This window comes from Bradyrhizobium cenepequi, from assembly GCF_020329485.1.
Lineage (GTDB): Bacteria > Pseudomonadota > Alphaproteobacteria > Rhizobiales > Xanthobacteraceae > Bradyrhizobium > Bradyrhizobium cenepequi.
In genome coordinates, this window is the sequence record NZ_JAGKJI010000002.1 from 312,302 (window position 1) to 328,821 (window position 16,520).

The window sequence follows — 16,520 nt, forward strand, 5'->3', positions numbered from 1 at the left end:
AAAGGAACAAATCATGTCCGAGATGAAAGCAAAGCTGCGATCGTTCAAGAATTATCCGGCGCGCCATTTCAAATGGTCCACCGATGACGATGCCCGTGTCGCCACCATCACGCTGAACCGGCCGGACAAGAAGAATCCGCTGACGTTCCAGTCCTACGAGGAACTGCGCGATCTCTTCCGGGATCTCGCTTATGCCTCCGACGTCCGCGCCATCGTACTGACCGGCGAGGGCGGCAATTTCTGCTCGGGCGGCGACGTGTTCGAGATCATCGAGCCGCTGACGCGGATGGCGATGCCCGACCTGATCGCGTTCACACGGATGACCGGCGATGTCGTGAAGGCGATGCGCAAATGCCCGCAGCAGATCGTTGCTGCGATCGACGGCATTTGCGCTGGCGCGGGCGCGATGCTGGCGCTCGCTTCCGATTTGCGGCTGGCGACGCCGCAGGCCAAGACCGCCTTCCTGTTCACGCGGGTGGGGCTCGCCGGCGCCGATATGGGCGCATGCGGATTGTTGCCGCGGGTGATCGGGCAGGGCCGCGCGGCCGAGCTGCTCTATACCGGCCGGGCCATGAGTGCGGAGGACGGATTTGCCTGGGGCTTTCACAACCGCCTGGTGCCGTCGGCGGAGTTGTCGTCCGCTGCTTATGAACTCGCGCGTTCGCTCGCCGACGGTCCGTGGTTCGCGCATGGCATGACGAAAACGATGTTCAACCAGGAATGGGCGATGGGCATCGACGAGATGGTGGAGTCGGAAGCGCAGGCGCAGGCGATCTGTATGGCCACAGGCGATTTCCGCCGCGCCTTCGAGGCCTTCGTCGCCAAGAAGAAACCGGTCTTCGAGGGGAATTGAGGCGGTGACGGGAACAAGCACATGATCGAACTCCTGCAGCCCGAAGGCTGGGCCCAACCGGTCGGCTATGCCAATGGCGTTAGCGCGCGCGGCAAGATGATCTTTGTCGCCGGCCAGATCGGCTGGAATGCGCAATGCGTGTTCGAGACCGATGACCTCGTGGCGCAGATCGGGCAGGCCCTGCGGAACGTCGTCGCGGTCGCCGCCAGCGGCGGCGCGAGGCCCGAGCATATCGTATCGATGACCTGGTTCCTGCTCGACCGACGCGAATATTCCTCGCGGTTGAAGGAAATCGGTGCTGTTTACCGCGACATCATGGGCCGCCGCTTCCCGGCGATGACGGCGGTGCAGGTCTCCGGCCTGATCGAGGATCGCGCCAAGGTCGAAATCCAGGCATTCGCGGTGGTTCCGGATTGAGGTGGTGAGACGTTAACCTTAAGTCGCGGGCGGAGCGGATGCTGAGACCATAAAGCGTCTTGCGAGCGGCTCTGACGCCGTGCGACCCTGCCAATGTCTCACAACGTCCGGGTTTCGAGTGGAGTAGGGCGATGAAGGCGATTATCGTCGGCGGCGGGATTGGCGGGCTCACAACGGCGCTGATGCTGCGGGCCCGCGGCATCGATTGCGAATTGTTCGAGCAGGCGGAAACGATCCGCGAGCTCGGCGTCGGCATCAACACCTTGCCGCATGCGATCCGCGAACTCGCCGGCCTTGGCCTGCTCGACGCGCTCGATAAGGTTGCGATCCGCACCTTTGAGCTGTTCTACCTGACGCGCCACGGCCAACAGGTCTGGCACGAGAAGCGCGGGCTTGATGCCGGCCACGACGTGCCGCAATTCTCCGTTCATCGCGGCCGCCTGCAGGGCGTCATCCATCAAGCCGTGGTCGAGCGGCTTGGCGCTGAGGCTATCCACACCGGCTGTCGGCTCGGCGCGTTCACGCAGGACGAGGGCGGCGTGACCGCCCATTTCTTCGATCGCGCCGGCCAGCATGTGCACACCGCGCGCGGCGATATCCTGATCGGCGCCGACGGCATCCACTCGAAAGCGCGCGAGACGCTGTTTCCGAACGAAGGCCTGCCGTGCTGGAACGGCCATATGCTGTGGCGCGGCGCCGCCGACTGGCCAGCGTTTCTGACGGGCCGCTCGATGATCATCGCCGGCGGCCTGAACGCCAAGGCCGTGATCTATCCGATCGCGGAGGGCTCGAGCCCGGCAAGCCGTCTCACCAACTGGGCGGTGATGGTGCGGATCGGCGACGGCGCGTCACCGCCGCCGCGCCGCGAGGGCTGGTCGAATCTCGGCAGGCGGGAAGAGCTGATGCCCCATGTCACAGGCTTCTCGATCCCGCAGGTCGATTTTGCGGCGCTGGTCAGCGCCACGCCGGAGTTCTGGGAATATCCGTGCTGCGATCGCGATCCCTTGCCCTATTGGACAAGCGGGCGCGTCACCTTGCTCGGCGATGCCGCGCATCCGATGTATCCGGTCGGCTCCAACGGCGCCTCGCAGGCCATCCTTGATGCGCGGTGCCTTGCGGACGCGCTGACGCGCTCGGAACATCCGCGTCAGGCGTTGGTCGCCTATGAACGCCAGCGCCTGCCGATGACCGCCGACATCGTCGCCGCCAACCGCCGCGGCGGGCCGGAGGGCGTGATTGATGCGGTCGAACAGATCGCGCCACAGGGCTTTACAGACATCGATACCATCCTGAGCTACGAGGCCCGCGAGGCGATCGTGCGCGGCTACGCCGCCAAGGCCGGCTTCGCCGCCCGCGTAGTGGCGCGGCAGTAGCTCGTCCCACCTCTCCCCGGCGGGGAGAGGTCGGATCGCATCGTCAGATGCGATCCGGGTGAGGGGGCGGTGTGCATGAGGGACCGAAACCCCTCACCCGGCGCTGTGCGCCGACCTCTCCCTTCGGGAGAGGTGGAAGACCGAGCTCCATCCTAAGCTATGGGTTTACGCAGGCGGCGGCAGGAAGTGGATGTTGTATTCGGCGGCCAGCCGGACCACGTCGTCCGGATTCTGTTCCCGCATATTGTGGATCGCCCAGAACAGGTCATAAAGCCGGCGCGTCGGCGACACCCAGAACAGCGTCTTCGCCGCCTGCTGCGACTTGTTGAAGATGCCGTGCGGCTTGCCCATCGGCAGGCGCACGAGATCGCCGGGCGTTGCGGATTCATCGGCGCCGTCGAGCATGAAGTCGAGCTTGCCTTCGAGGATGTAGAGATATTCGTCCTGGTCCGGATGGATGTGCGGCGGCACGAAGGTGCCGGGCGGAAACGTCGCATGCCAGGAGAACGAGTGCTCAGTGCGGTTCTTCGGCACATAGGTCTGGCCGAGAATGTTCCAGGTGATGCCCTGGATACCCTCATTGGCGCGGGTGATGCCTGCGATCTCGTCGTTCATCGGTCCACTCCCTCGCTTACTTGGCTGAGCAATCCTTGGCGTAACGATCGCCATAGTTTTCGAACACTCTTTGTACGATCTCGGTCTGGAACTTTCCATCAGGACGTTTCGTAACCTGGGTCAGGTAGAAGTCCTGGATCGGATAGCCATTGGTGTTGAACTTGAAGCTGCCGCGAAGCGAAACGAAGTCGGCCTTCTTCAGCGCCGCCGCGACCGCCTCCTTCTTGGAGAGATCGCCGCCCACCGCCTTCACTGCGCTGTCGATCAAGAGCGCCGCATCATAAGCCTGCATGGCGTAGGTGCCGGGCACGTTCTTGTAGGCGGCTTCATAGGCAGCGACGAACCTCTTGTTCTGAGGATTGTCGAGATTGGGCGCCCAATTGGCGCCGCCGAACATGCCGACCGCCGCATCCTGCTGCGCGGGCAACGTCGATTCATCGACCGTGAAGGCCGACAGCACGGGGATGGTGGCGCCGGCCTGCTTGTACTGCTTCACCAGATTGACGCCCATGCCGCCAGGCATGAAGGTGAACAGCGCGTCCGGCTTCAGCGAGGAGATTTTTGTCAACTCAGGCTGGAAATCCAGCGTGTTGAGCGGCGTGTAGGATTCGTCGACGATCTCGCCCTTATAGTCCAGCTTGAACCCGGCCACCGAGTCGCGCCCGGCTTGATAGTTCGGCACCAGGAGATAGACGCGCTTGTAGCCGCGATCCTGCGCCACCTTGCCGAGGATCTCGTGCACCTGGTCGTTCTGGTATGAGGTGACGTAGAAGAACGGGTTGCACTCCTTGCCGGCGTAGCTTGAAGGCCCCGCGTTGGGCGAGATCAGGAACGTCTTGTTCTCGGTCACGGGGCGATGGATCGCCTGCAGGATGTTGGAGAAGATCGGGCCGACCACGAAATTGACCTTGTCGCGTTCCAGAAGTCCGCGCACCTTGGTCACCGCGCCATCCGGCTTCAGCTCGTCGTCGACATTGACGACCTCGACGTCGCGGCCCGCCATCTTGCCGCCGATATCCTTGATCGCCAGCGCAAAACCGTCGCGCACCTGCTGGCCGAGCGCAGCGGCGGGGCCCGATGTCGTCACGATCACACCGATCTTGATCTTGTCCTGCGCCAGGCTAGGTGCGGCAGCAACTCCGAACAGCGCCGCCAATCCTGCCAACTTCAATGCCTGTTTCATGGTCTCTCCTCGCGCCAACAAGATCAAAACCTCGCGCCGCAGCTTATTCCGATGACGGCAACCGCCGCAAGCGAATGCCACGCTGCGTCTTGGCCATCGGCAGGCCATATGCAAGCGTTGCGCCAAATTGCTTGAAGCTTAAAGAAATTCCGCGATAGGCTACAGTACGCCTCATCATTGGACTTGCGATAGGCTATGAATTGTTTGAAGGTCAAAACGATTGGCCGTGATTGGCGCCGCGAAAGGCGTGATTGTCCATGATGCTTGATTCCGAGACAAAAGCGGTCGAACTGCCGGAGGATCACGGCACGGAGCTTCGGCTCTGGCTTCGGCTTCTGACCTGCACCAACCTGATCGAGGGCGAGGTGCGCAGCCGCCTCCGCGAGCGTTTCGACGTCACGCTGCCGCGCTTCGACATGATGGCCCAGCTAGACAAAGTGCCCGACGGCATGACGCTGTCCGATCTCTCCAAGCGGATGATGGTGTCGAACGGCAATGTCACGGGCTTGGTGGAGCGGCTGGTGGAATCGGGTCATCTCGACCGACGCACCTCGGACACCGATCGCCGCGTGCAGTTCATCCGGCTGACAAAGCTCGGCCGCGCCGAGTTCCGCAAGATGGCGACCGAGCACGAGACCTGGATCGCCGACATCTTCGCCGACCTTTCGCACAAGGACATCCGCGACCTGATGCGGCTGCTTGCCAAGACAAAGGCCTCGGCGCAGCGATCGGCCAAGGCGCGGACGCCATGAGTGCCGTCGACTACGAAGTCGAATACAACAACCGTGCGCGGGTGCCGGAACACCCTGAGCTGATCGAAGGTTGGGCCAGGGACGCAGCCATCTATCGCGCGCAGCATGCGCCCCGCCGCATCGCCTACGGCCCCGGCAATCGCCACACCATCGATCTTTTTGAAAGGGGCGACGGGCCGGTCGTCGTCTTCATCCATGGCGGTTACTGGCAGGCGCTCGATGGCTCGTTCTTCAGCCATTGCGCGCGCGGGCTCAACGCTCACGGCATCAGTGTCGCCGTGCCGAGCTACGATCTCTGTCCCGCCGTGACCATTGCCGACATCATCATTCAGATGCGCGACGCGGCCCGTGAACTGGCGCGGCTCGGCCGGCCGCTGGTGATGAGCGGCCATTCTGCGGGCGGGCATCTCGCCGCCTGCATGCTTGCCACCGATTGGACGACGTTCGATGCGTCGCTGCCGAAACGGCCGGTCATATCTGCCTATTCGATCTCGGGTCTGTTCGAGCTCGCGCCGCTGGTCGAGACCCCGATCAACAAGGCGTTGCGTCTGGATGTCGCATCGGCCAAGACCGCAAGTCCGCTGTTCTGGCAGCCGCCGGCCGGAACGGCGCTGGATGCCGTGGTCGGCGAAACCGAAAGCGCCGAATATCATCGGCAAAGCCGCGCCATCGTTGAGGAATGGGGCGCCGCCGGCGTTGCCACCCGCTACGACGTCATCGCCGAATCCAACCATTTTACCGCGATCGCGCCGCTCGTCGATCCGGACTCGGCGATGGTCACACGGCTGCGCGAATTGGCGCAGGGCTGATTCTCTTCACGTTCCAGCGAAGCGCAAAAAATCGGCGCTTGCGCGGAATTGTTTTAAGTATAAAATTGTTGGCGGATGCGCTGCCGGGCGTCCGCGATGCGTGATCGTGAGCATTCTTGCTGGAAAGCGAGGGGCGATGGATATGGCAGTTCTTGCACCGAAGCTGGGCCCTTCCGCCCACGTCGATACGTTCACGCGCGACAATCTTCCGCCGTTCCATCAATGGCCGGATCTGCTGCTGGACCGGCCGGAGTTTCAATATCCAGAGTATCTCAACGCCGCGGTCGAGCTGACCGACCGCATGGTCGAGAAGGGCTTTGGCGACCGCATTGCGCTGATCGGCAACGGCCGCCAGCGCACCTACAAGGAGCTAACCGACTGGTCGAACCGTCTCGCGCATGCGCTTGTCGAAAACTACGGGGTCAAGCCCGGCAACCGCGTGCTGATCCGCTCCGGCAACAATCCGGCCCTGGTCGCCGCCTGGCTCGCCGCGACCAAGGCCGGCGCCGTCGTCGTCAACACCATGCCGATGCTGCGCGCGGGCGAACTCACAAAGATCGTCGACAAGGCCGAGATCGCGCTGGCGCTGACCGACAGCCGCATCGCCGATGAACTCGTCGCCTGCGCCAAGACCAGCAAATTCCTCAAGCAGGTCGTCAATTTCGACGGCACGCAGAACCACGACGCCGAGCTCGACCGCGTCGCGCTCAGCAAGCCGGTGCGGTTCGAGGCGGTGAGAACCGGCCGCGACGACGTCGCGCTGCTCGGATTCACGTCGGGCACCACCGGCGAGCCGAAGGCGACGATGCATTTCCACCGCGATCTCCTGATCATCGCGGACGGCTATGCGAAGGAAGTGCTTGGAGTCACCGAAAATGACGTCTTCGTCGGGTCGCCGCCGCTCGCCTTCACATTTGGTCTCGGCGGGCTCGCGATCTTTCCGTTGCGTTTCGGTGCCACCGCAACGCTGCTCGAAAACGCTGCGCCCAACCAGATGGTCGAGATCATCGAGACCTACAAGGCGACGATCTGTTTCACCGCGCCGACCGCCTATCGCGCGATGATGGCCGCGATGGACAACGGCGCCGATTTGTCATCGCTGCGTGTTGCGGTCTCCGCCGGAGAGACGCTGCCGGCGCCGGTGTTCGAAAGCTGGACCAGGAAGACCGGCAAGCCGATCCTCGACGGCATCGGCAGCACGGAGATCCTGCACATCTTCATCACCAACCGGATCGGCGATGCCGTGGCCGGGACAACAGGACATCCGGTCTGTGGCTATGAGGCCAAGATCGTCGATGACGACATGAACGAGTTGCCGCCCGGTGTGGTCGGCAAGCTCGCGGTGCGCGGCCCGACCGGGTGTCGCTATCTCGCGGACCCGCGCCAAATCAAATATGTGCGCGATGGCTGGAACCTGACCGGCGATGCATTCGTGCGCGACGAGAATGGCCGGCTTTCCTTCGTCGCCCGCGCCGACGACATGATCGTCTCGGCCGGCTACAACATCGCAGGTCCCGAGGTCGAGGCGGCGCTGCTGACACATCCCGACGTCGCGGAGTGTGCGGTGGTCGGGCAGGCCGATGATGAACGCGGGCAGATCGTTTCTGCCTTCGTCGTGTTGAAGCAGGGCTGCCGCTGCGACGAGTTGCAGGTGAAGCTCTTGCAGGACCACGTCAAGGCCAAAATCGCGCCGTATAAATATCCCCGCGTCATCAGCTTCGTCGACGCGCTGCCGAAAACGCAGACCGGCAAGGTCCAGCGCTTCAAATTGCGCGAAGCGAGCTGATCCAAAGCATGATCCGATCAGACTGAATCTTTACCTCTCCCGCTTGCGGGAGAGGTCGGCGCATAGCGCCGGGTGAGGGTTCTCTCCACTCGGGGAGTCCCAATGCGGAGAGACACCCTCGCCCCAACTCTCTCCCGCAAGCGGGCGAGGGCGCGCACCTTCGCCGATCGCCGATTGCTCCAGGGCGTAGTGCGATTTGGTCGAATTGGCCGTGAGCCCGTTTCACTTTTCCCAGTCCTCCCATTCCACATCATTGTTGATTTCCAGGTAGGTGGAAACGGCGGCGCCGACGGTTGGGAAGAAGTTGTGTTCACCAAGCTGCGCCAACAATCCGAATTTCTTCAGCTTGTCCTTTACGGGATCCTTGAGTTCGGCAAAACACAGCTCGATACCCTGTGCGTGCAACGCCTCGTCCAGCTTGGCAAGCGCATCGCCGGCGGTGACGTCCACGCTCGTGACCGGCTCGGCGGCAACGACCAGCCAACGCACGGGCGTCGGTGATTTCGCCATGGCGTCCATAACACGCTCCTTGAAGAACTCGGCGTTGGCGAAGAACAGAGGCGCATCCCACCGAAACAGGACAAGCCCGGGGATCTGGCGTGCGTCCGGATATCTCGTGATATCGTGATAACCTTTCACGCGATCTGCGCGGCCCAATACGGCCGAGTGTGGGCGCCACGCGTCCCACAGAAACTCGGCAATGGCGATCGCGATGGCGAGACCAATTCCCGGAATGACTCCAAGCACTGCCACGCCGACAAAGCAGATGATCGATAGCCAGAACTCCCACTGCTGGATGCGATAGATTCGCTTGAGGTCGGCGACTTCGATCAGACCGATCGCGCCGGCGATGACGACGGCGGCTAGCGCAGCGTTGGGCAGATGCCGAAGGAGGTTTGGTGCTGCCAGCAGAAGAAGAGCGATGGCCAGCGCGCCGGCGACATTGGCCAGTTGCGTGCGGGCGCCCGCGGCTTCCGCAACCGGCGTCCGCGAACTGCTGCTGCTGATCGGGAAGCCCTGGAAAAAACCGGTTGCCAGATTGGCGGCGCCGAGTGCGATCATCTCCTGGTTGGGATCGGCTTGCGTGCCCAATCGTGCGGCAAAGGCGCGGGAAAGCACGCTGGTGTCGGCGAACGATATCAGCGCGACGGCGCAGCCGCCGATCATGACCGGCAATATGTCGTTGTAGCCGATCCGGGGAACGGCGAAGCCCGGCAGACCTTCCGGAAGAGGACCCAGAACGGTCACGCCGTATTGCGGCCCGAGATCCAGCGCACTGACGACGACCGTCGCCCCGACCACAGCGATCAGAATGCCAGGCAGCCGCTTGTTGTTGCGGAGCAGGAGAATGGCGACCAGCGTGCCGAGCCCAATCCCAAATGCGACCCAGTTTGTCTTGCCTTCAAGGATTGCACCGGCGATCGCCCGCAAGCTCCGCAACAGTCCATCACTCTCAATGGAAAAACCGAAGAGCTTTGGCAGTTGGCTGACCAATACCGTCAGGGCAATGCCGTTCATGTAGCCGTAGCGTATCGGCTTGGAGAGAAGCTCGGTCACAAAACCCAGACGCACGATCCCTGCCAGAATGCATATCGTCCCGGACACGATGGCCATCGCGCCGGCCAAGGTTATGGCGCGCAGAGGATCGCCGCCGGACAACGGAACGACGGCGCCGAGGATGACGGCTGCCAGAGCCGAGTCCGGCGCCAGCACAAGGATGCGGCTGGGGCCGAACAATGCGTAGACGAGCAGCGGTACGATCGTTGCGTACAGACCATAGATGCCAGGCAGGCCCGATGCTTCCGCGTACGCAATCCCAACCGGCACCAGCATGGTCGCCAGGACGAGCCCGGCGAAGACATCGCGCGGCAGCGCCGCCGCTTCATATCGACGGAGGGTGTCGAGACCTGGCAGCCAGCAGCTCCAATGCTTCATTGCCGGTCACTATGAATTGCTCTGCTCCTCGAACGCCTTCAGCGATACCGCCGCGACCTGCCGCAGCGCCTCGCGGTCCGCGCCGGACGAAGCCATCACGCCCATGCCGGCGATGACCGCGGAAAGATAGCGCGCGAGCGCGGCAGGGTCGGCGGTTTCCTTGAGATCGCCCTCGGCCCGCGCCCTTATAAAGCGGTCGCGGAGTTGGTTCTCGGTCTGCGCCCGATGGGCGGCGAGTTCGAAGGGAACGTTTTCCGAACCGGTGCCGCAGGCAAGGCCGCCCTGGACCAGCAGGCAGCCGGGCGGATTGGCCGGGTCGGTCTGGGTATCGGCGGTGCCCATCAGGATTCGCTCGGCCACTTCGCGGGCGGTCGGAGCGCTCACGATTTGTTCCAGCCAGCAGGCGCGCTTGGCGCTGTAACGATCGAGCGCAGCCTTCAAGAGACCTTCTTTGCTGCCGAAGGCCGCGTACAGGCTTGGCGGATTTATGCCCATGGCGTCAGTGAGTTGCGCGATCGTCGCGCCCTCATAGCCGTGTCGCCAGAACACTTCCATCGCCTGGTCCAGCGCCGCATCGGCGTCGAACGCCCGGGGCCTGCCCATCGCCATTGCGTGCTCCCTGAAAATTTCTTAACATCCGCTACATAAGTATCTTGCGGATCGGCGTCCAGCTTCACATTTGTAGCGCTCACTACAATTCTGGAGCGCGCAAATGCCCCCATCCCGCATCACCCCCCGTTCCGGCCGGTTCCGACGCATTGTTGGCGGTATTGTGATCGTTGGCGCCATCGCGGCGGCCGGATCGGTCCTTTCCGGCCGCTATTTCTATGCCGCGCAGGCGACCAGTGCGGCCGCCGCGCCGGAGCCGGCGGTCGCCGTGACGGTCGCCGTCATCGAGCCCCGACAGGCCAATCTGTGGGACGACTTCTCCGGTCGGCTCGAGGCCATCGACCGTGTCGAGCTGCGGCCCCGTGTCGCCGGCGCGATCCTGGCGACCAACTTCACCGAGGGTTCGCTGGTGAAGGCCGGCGATCTCCTGTTCAAGATCGATCCCGCGCCTTATGCCGCCGAGGTCGACAAGGCCCAGGCGCAGCTCGAGGCGGCCAAAGCGCGCGTGGTCTTCACGACCAGCGAGCTCGAGCGCGGCGCGCAGCTCGTCGGCAATGCCGTCGTGACCCGGCGCGACTATGACCAGCGCGACAACGCCAATCGCGAGGCGATCGCCAACGTCAAGGCTGCCGAAGCGACGCTGCAAACCGCAAAGCTCAATCTCGACTACACCGAAGTGCGCGCTCCCGTGGACGGCCGTGTCGGCAAGTTTGAGGTCACCGTCGGCAATCTCGTCGCCGCCGGCACCGCCTCGCCGGTATTGACCTCGCTGGTCTCGGTCAATCCGATCTATGCCAGCTTCGATGCTGATGAAGAGGTGGTGCTGCGCGCGTTGAACTCGATCGCAGATGGCTCCGGCAGGCGCGGCAACCTCGACCGGATTCCGGTCGAGATGACGACGTCCGGCGGCACCACCGCCAAGGGCCACATCCAGCTCATCGACAACCAGGTCAACGGCCAGAGCGGCACCATCCGCGTGCGCGCGGTGTTCCGCAATGACGACGGCCGCCTGATCCCCGGCCAGTTCGCGCGGGTGCGCATGGGTCAGCCGCAGAAGCAGACCTTGGTCATGATCGACGAACGCGCGATCGGCACCGACCAGGACAAGAAGTTCGTGATGGTGGTCGGCGAGGACAGTCGCGCGGCCTACCGTCCGATCACGCTCGGCGGCTCCGTCGAGGGCCTGCGCATCATCACCTCCGGTCTGAAGTCCGGCGACCGCATCGTCGTCAACGGCCTGCAGCGCGTGCGCCCCGGTGCTCTCCTGAAGATGGAGATCGCTGAAATGGGCGCACGCGGTACGCAGCAGGCCTCCAACGAAGACAACAAGCAGATCGTGCAGCGGTGACGCGTGACGGCTTGGCGTTCGATCGAGCCGCCGGACTTCACTTCGCCCCGCCTGCGGGGAGAGGTCGGATCGCATCGCAGATGCGATCCGACTGAGGGGGGAGCCTCCACGAGTCCAACTGTGACCGCATTCGCGGAGACTACACCTCATCCCGACCTTCTCCCCGCGCGCGGGGAGAAGGGGAAACCCGACATCACCTGATCACATTGGAAGGCTCCGCGTAGGCGGGGGAAGACCCATGAATCTCTCAAAGTTCTTCATCGACCGGCCGATCTTTGCGGGTGTGCTGTCGGTCCTGATTTTCCTCGCCGGCCTCATCTCGCTTCTGGCGATGCCGATCTCGGAATATCCCGATGTCGTGCCGCCATCGGTCGTGGTGCGCGCGACCTATCCCGGCGCCAATCCGAAGGTGATAGCGGAAACGGTCGCCACCCCGATCGAGGAGCAGATCAACGGCGTCGAGGACATGCTCTATATGAGCAGCCAGGCGACCACCGATGGCGCGATGACGCTGACGGTGACCTTCCGGCTCGGCACCGATCCCGACAAGGCGACGCAGCTCGTGCAGAACCGCGTGCAGCAGGCCGAGCCGCGGCTGCCGGCGGTGGTGCGCCAGCTCGGGATCATCACCAAGAAGAGCTCGCCCGATCTCACCATGGTCGTGCACTTGCTGTCGCCGAACAACCGCTACGACGTGACGTATCTGCGCAACTACGCGGTGCTCAACGTCAAGGACCGGCTGGCGCGGATCGACGGCGTCGGCGACGTCCAGCTCTATGGCGCTGGCGACTATTCGATGCGGGCCTGGGTCGATCCACAGAAGGCCGCCGAACACGGCCTGAACGCGAGCGACGTCGTCAAGGCGATCCAGGGTCAGAACGTCGAGGCCGCCGCCGGCGTGGTCGGCTCCTCGCCGAGCGTCAAGGGCATCGATCTGCAGCTGTCCGTCAATGCCGAAGGCCGGCTCGCGACCGAGGAGCAGTTCGGCGACATCGTGGTCAAGACCGGTTCACGCGGCGAGGTGGTACGTCTGCGCGATGTCGCCCGCATCGAGCTGGGCGCCTCCGAATATGGCCTGCGCTCCCTGCTCGACAACAAGCAGGCGGTCGCGATCCCGATCAACCAGGCCCCCGGCTCCAATGCGCTGGATATCTCCGACAAGGTCCGCGCGACCATGGCCGAGATCAAGAAGAACATGCCTGACGGCGTCGACTACCGGATCGTCTACGATCCCACCCAGTTCGTGCGCTCCTCGATCGAGGCGGTGGTCCATACGCTCTTGGAAGCGATCGTGCTGGTCGTCCTGGTCGTGATCCTGTTCCTGCAGACCTGGCGCGCTTCGATCATCCCGCTGCTCGCGGTGCCGGTGTCGATCGTCGGCACCTTCGCGGTGATGCATGTGTTCGGCTTCTCGATCAACGCGCTCAGCCTGTTCGGCCTGGTGCTCGCGATCGGCATCGTCGTGGACGACGCCATCGTCGTGGTCGAGAACGTCGAGCGCAACATCGAGGCTGGGCTGTCGCCTCGCGAGGCGACCTACCAGGCGATGAAGGAAGTGTCCGGCCCGATCATCGCGATCGCGCTGGTCCTGATCGCGGTGTTCGTGCCGCTCGCCTTCATCTCCGGCCTCACCGGGCAGTTCTACAAGCAGTTTGCGCTGACGATCGCGATCTCGACCGTGATCTCGGCGATCAACTCGCTGACGCTGTCGCCGGCGCTCGCGGCGCTGCTGTTGAAGGGACATCACGAGCCCAAGGACAGGCTCACGCTCATCCTCGACAAGGCGCTGGGCTGGTTCTTCCGCGGGTTCAACCGCGTCTTCACGCGCTCCTCGGAGAATTATGGCCGCAGCGTCGGCAAGGTGATTTTCGGCAAGGCGGCCGTGATGGGCGTCTATGTGCTCTTGATCGGCGTCACCGCCGTGATGTTCAAGCAGGTGCCGAGTGGCTTCGTCCCCGGCCAGGACAAGCAGTACCTGGTCGGCTTTGCGCGGCTGCCTGACGGGGCGACGCTGGATCGCACCGAAGAGGTCATCCGCAAGATGAGCGACATCGCGCTGACCCAGCCCGGCGTCGAAAGCTCGGTGGCGTTCCCGGGGCTGTCGATCTCCGGCTTCACCAACTCCTCCAACGCCGGCATCGTGTTCTCGACGCTGAAGCCGTTCGACGAGCGGAAGGACTCTTCGCTCAGCGGCAATGCGATCGCCGCCGAACTGAACAAGAAATATGCCGGCATCCAGGAAGCCTTCATCGCGATGTTCCCGCCGCCGCCGGTCAACGGCTTAGGGACCATCGGTGGCTTCAAGCTGCAGATCGAGGATCGCGCCGGCCTCGGCTATGACGCGCTCAACGATGCGACCAAGGCGTTCATGGCGGCGATGTCGAAGGCGCCGGAGATATCGGGCCTGTTCTCGAGCTTCCAGGTCAACGTGCCGCAGCTCTTTGCCGACATCGACCGCACCAAGGCGCTGCAGCTTGGCGTGCCCGTGACGGAGGTCTTCAACACGCTCCAAATCTATTTGGGCTCGTACTACGTCAACGATTTCAACAAATTCGGTCGTACGTACTCAGTCTATGTCCAGGCCGACGCGCCGTTCCGCGCCCGCGCCGACGATATCAGGCAGTTGAAGGTTCGCTCGGCGTCCGGCGACATGGTGCCGCTGTCGGCGCTGCTGAAGATCCGCCAGAGCGCAGGGCCGGAGCGCGCGATCCGCTACAATGGCTTCCTGTCCTCGGACATCAATGCCGCCGCGGCGCCCGGCTATTCTTCCGGCCAGGCGCAGGAAGCGGCGACGCGGATTGCCGCCGAAGTGCTGCCGCCGGGCTTTGCCTTCGAATGGACCGACCTGACCTATCAGGAATTCATCGCCGGCAATTCCGGCATCTGGGTCTTCCCGCTGGCGATCCTCTTGGTCTTCCTGGTGCTGGCTGCGCTCTATGAAAGCCTGACGCTGCCGCTCGCGATCCTCATGATCGTGCCGATGGGACTATTGGCCGCGATGTTCGGCGTCTGGCTCTCGGGTGGCGACAACAACATCTTTACCCAGATCGGCCTGATCGTGCTGGTGGGGTTGTCGGCGAAGAACGCGATCCTGATCGTCGAGTTCGCGCGTGAGTTGGAATTTGCCGGCCGCTCGCCGATTCGCGCCGCGATCGAGGCGAGCCGCTTGCGTCTTCGCCCGATCCTGATGACGTCGATGGCGTTCATCATGGGCGTGCTGCCGCTGGTGCTGTCGACGGGGGCCGGCTCCGAGATGCGGCGCGCGATGGGCGTCGCGGTGTTCTCCGGCATGATCGGCGTCACGATCTTCGGTCTGTTCCTGACGCCGGTATTCTATGTGTTGCTCCGCAGCGCGACCGGCATGAAGCCGCTGACGCATCACGGCGAAGCCACCATTCCTGCAAAGGCGCACGCGGCATGATGTCGCGTGCGCTCGCACCTGCTTCAGGCCGCGAGGTCCTGCAGCAGTTTCGAGGAGCCGCGGACCAGCACCTTGCGTCCGGCCGGCGTTAACACAAGCGATTCGCCGCGCATCGCGACGAGCCCGAGCGTGATCAGGCTTTCGACCGAAAACCTGTTTATTCTCGAAGGATTTGCTGCAGGTGCACGCAAGGCCTTGAGAACTTCCCACTGATCCGCCGTTAATTCGGTGTCGAATTCGTCGTTCATGGTTCCTCGGATTCGTTAACACTAGCGAGCCGGGGTTTACCCAGCGCTCGTGAAGAACGTGCGACCAGATCGAGTCAGGATTTCGAACAACGCGTCACATCATCGTGTGGCTGGAATTCTTCAATAAGATCAAATCATCCATTGAATTTTAACCGCGCCGTACGCTCGCTCCGCCTCATCTCCCTCGCTCCGCTGTTGCGGGGAGAGGGTGGGGTGAGGGGTGTTTTCGCATATTCGGTTTCGAGAGAGATGCGTTCGCGGCGAGATCCCTCACCCGGCGCTGCGCGCCGACCTCTCCCCGCAAGAGCGGGGCGAAGTAAAGCAAGTTAACCGCGCCGTACGCTGGCACCGCCATCCACAGGCAACGTTACTCCGGTAATAAAACCCGCTTCATCTGAAGCCAGAAACAGCGCGGCGTTGGCGACGTCCCAGCCGGTGCCCATCTTCTGTCGCAGCGGCACCTTGCTGTCGCGCTCTGCCTCGACCTCGGCGCGGCTCTTCTTGAACTCGCGTGCACGGGTGTCGACTGCCATCGGCGTGTTCATCAGGCCGGGCAGGATCACATTGGCGCGGATGCCGTACTGCGCGTTCTGATAGGCGAGCTGTTCGGTGAAGGCGATCATCGCCGACTTCGTCGCCTTGTAGGCAACGTAAGGGTAGGTCGTGATCGCGGCCATCGACGAGATGTTGATGATGGCGCCGCTCTTCTGCACGCGCATGATCGGGATCACGTGCTTGGCGGCGAGGATGCAGCTCTTGAGGTTGATCGCAACGCAGCGGTCGAACGCCTCTTCGCTGATCTCGAGCAGTTCCGCGTCGCCGCCGGAGAGGCTGACGCCGACATTGTTGTGGAGGATGTCGACCTTGCCCCAGCGCTGATGCGCGTCCGCCACCATCGCCTTGATCTCGGCGCTCTTCGTCACGTCGGCCTTGAATGCGACCGCGGTGCCGCCGTTCGCCGCGATCATCTCCACCGTCTCCTGCGCCGAGTCCAGATGGTGGTCGACGCACAGCACCTTGGCGCCTTCGCGCGCAAAGGTCAGCGCGGTGGCGCGGCCGTTGCCGATGCCCTCGCCAGGGCTCTGGCCGGCGCCGACGATGATGGCGACACGATCTCGAAGGCGCATCTCGTTTCACTCCCGCTGTCGGATCTTTGTCCGTTGGGTCTTCC

General features: G+C 63.4%; 14 protein-coding genes. 8 read left to right on the forward strand and 6 right to left on the reverse strand.

Annotation, left to right across the window (positions count from 1 at the left end):
• Nucleotides 1-13 precede the first annotated feature (13 nt).
• The 3 genes from J6497_RS04785 to J6497_RS04795 all read left to right on the forward strand — a co-directional run bounded on the left by J6497_RS04785 (nucleotide 14) and on the right by J6497_RS04795 (nucleotide 2,643).
• The gene (locus J6497_RS04785) at nucleotides 14-853 is read left to right on the forward strand and encodes an enoyl-CoA hydratase family protein (protein WP_225703069.1); all 840 of its coding nucleotides are present in this window, start codon (nucleotides 14-16) and stop codon (nucleotides 851-853) included.
• Between the two features lie 21 nt (nucleotides 854-874).
• Nucleotides 875-1,270: a RidA family protein gene (locus J6497_RS04790; protein WP_225703070.1), complete on the forward strand. Its 396-nt coding sequence runs from the start codon at nucleotides 875-877 to the stop codon at nucleotides 1,268-1,270.
• A gap of 131 nt (nucleotides 1,271-1,401) precedes the next feature.
• Nucleotides 1,402-2,643 (forward strand): flavin-dependent oxidoreductase, encoded by a 1,242-nt coding sequence (locus J6497_RS04795; protein WP_225703071.1) that lies wholly within the window; start codon nucleotides 1,402-1,404, stop codon nucleotides 2,641-2,643.
• 165 nt (nucleotides 2,644-2,808) lie between these two features.
• On the opposite strand, the gene J6497_RS04800 is transcribed toward J6497_RS04795, so the two are convergent.
• Both J6497_RS04800 and J6497_RS04805 read right to left on the reverse strand, forming a co-directional pair.
• Nucleotides 2,809-3,258: a cupin domain-containing protein gene (locus J6497_RS04800; RefSeq protein WP_225703072.1), complete on the reverse strand. Its 450-nt coding sequence runs from the start codon at nucleotides 3,256-3,258 to the stop codon at nucleotides 2,809-2,811.
• 16 nt (nucleotides 3,259-3,274) lie between these two features.
• A complete protein-coding gene (locus J6497_RS04805) occupies nucleotides 3,275-4,441 on the reverse strand; it encodes an ABC transporter substrate-binding protein (protein WP_225703073.1) in 1,167 nt (388 codons plus the stop codon).
• A gap of 257 nt (nucleotides 4,442-4,698) precedes the next feature.
• Between J6497_RS04805 and J6497_RS04810 the strand changes: the two genes are divergently transcribed.
• From J6497_RS04810 to J6497_RS04820, 3 genes are all read left to right on the forward strand, one after another.
• Nucleotides 4,699-5,193 (forward strand): MarR family winged helix-turn-helix transcriptional regulator, encoded by a 495-nt coding sequence (locus tag J6497_RS04810; RefSeq protein WP_225703074.1) that lies wholly within the window; start codon nucleotides 4,699-4,701, stop codon nucleotides 5,191-5,193.
• On the forward strand, nucleotides 5,190-6,002 hold the full coding sequence (locus tag J6497_RS04815; protein WP_225703075.1) for an alpha/beta hydrolase: 813 nt from the start codon (nucleotides 5,190-5,192) through the stop codon (nucleotides 6,000-6,002). Before J6497_RS04810 ends, J6497_RS04815 begins: the two co-directional genes overlap by 4 nt.
• 142 nt (nucleotides 6,003-6,144) lie before the next feature.
• Nucleotides 6,145-7,788 (forward strand): benzoate-CoA ligase family protein, encoded by a 1,644-nt coding sequence (locus J6497_RS04820; protein WP_225703076.1) that lies wholly within the window; start codon nucleotides 6,145-6,147, stop codon nucleotides 7,786-7,788.
• Between the two features lie 222 nt (nucleotides 7,789-8,010).
• Here J6497_RS04820 and J6497_RS04825 read toward each other — a convergent pair whose 3' ends face one another.
• Together J6497_RS04825 and J6497_RS04830 are read right to left on the reverse strand one after the other, a co-directional pair.
• Nucleotides 8,011-9,723 (reverse strand): SulP family inorganic anion transporter, encoded by a 1,713-nt coding sequence (locus J6497_RS04825; RefSeq protein WP_225703077.1) that lies wholly within the window; start codon nucleotides 9,721-9,723, stop codon nucleotides 8,011-8,013.
• Nucleotides 9,724-9,732: 9 nt separating this feature from the next.
• Nucleotides 9,733-10,332: a TetR/AcrR family transcriptional regulator gene (locus J6497_RS04830; protein WP_225703078.1), complete on the reverse strand. Its 600-nt coding sequence runs from the start codon at nucleotides 10,330-10,332 to the stop codon at nucleotides 9,733-9,735.
• A 103-nt stretch (nucleotides 10,333-10,435) separates the two neighbouring features.
• On the opposite strand from J6497_RS04830, the gene J6497_RS04835 reads away from it, so the two are divergent.
• Together J6497_RS04835 and J6497_RS04840 are read left to right on the forward strand one after the other, a co-directional pair.
• Nucleotides 10,436-11,680, forward strand: a complete 1,245-nt coding sequence (locus J6497_RS04835; RefSeq protein ID WP_225703079.1) for an efflux RND transporter periplasmic adaptor subunit — start codon at nucleotides 10,436-10,438, stop codon at nucleotides 11,678-11,680.
• Nucleotides 11,681-11,918: 238 nt separating this feature from the next.
• Nucleotides 11,919-15,101, forward strand: a complete 3,183-nt coding sequence (locus J6497_RS04840) for an efflux RND transporter permease subunit (RefSeq protein WP_225703080.1) — start codon at nucleotides 11,919-11,921, stop codon at nucleotides 15,099-15,101.
• Nucleotides 15,102-15,124: 23 nt separating this feature from the next.
• On the opposite strand, the gene J6497_RS04845 is transcribed toward J6497_RS04840, so the two are convergent.
• Both J6497_RS04845 and J6497_RS04850 read right to left on the reverse strand, forming a co-directional pair.
• Nucleotides 15,125-15,349, reverse strand: coding sequence for a hypothetical protein (locus tag J6497_RS04845; protein WP_225703081.1), 225 nt, complete (start codon nucleotides 15,347-15,349; stop codon nucleotides 15,125-15,127).
• A 326-nt stretch (nucleotides 15,350-15,675) separates the two neighbouring features.
• Nucleotides 15,676-16,476 carry an SDR family NAD(P)-dependent oxidoreductase gene (locus J6497_RS04850; protein WP_225703082.1) on the reverse strand — a complete coding sequence of 267 codons (801 nt, stop codon included), beginning with the start codon at nucleotides 16,474-16,476 and terminating at the stop codon, nucleotides 15,676-15,678.
• Nucleotides 16,477-16,520: the final 44 nt, after the last annotated feature.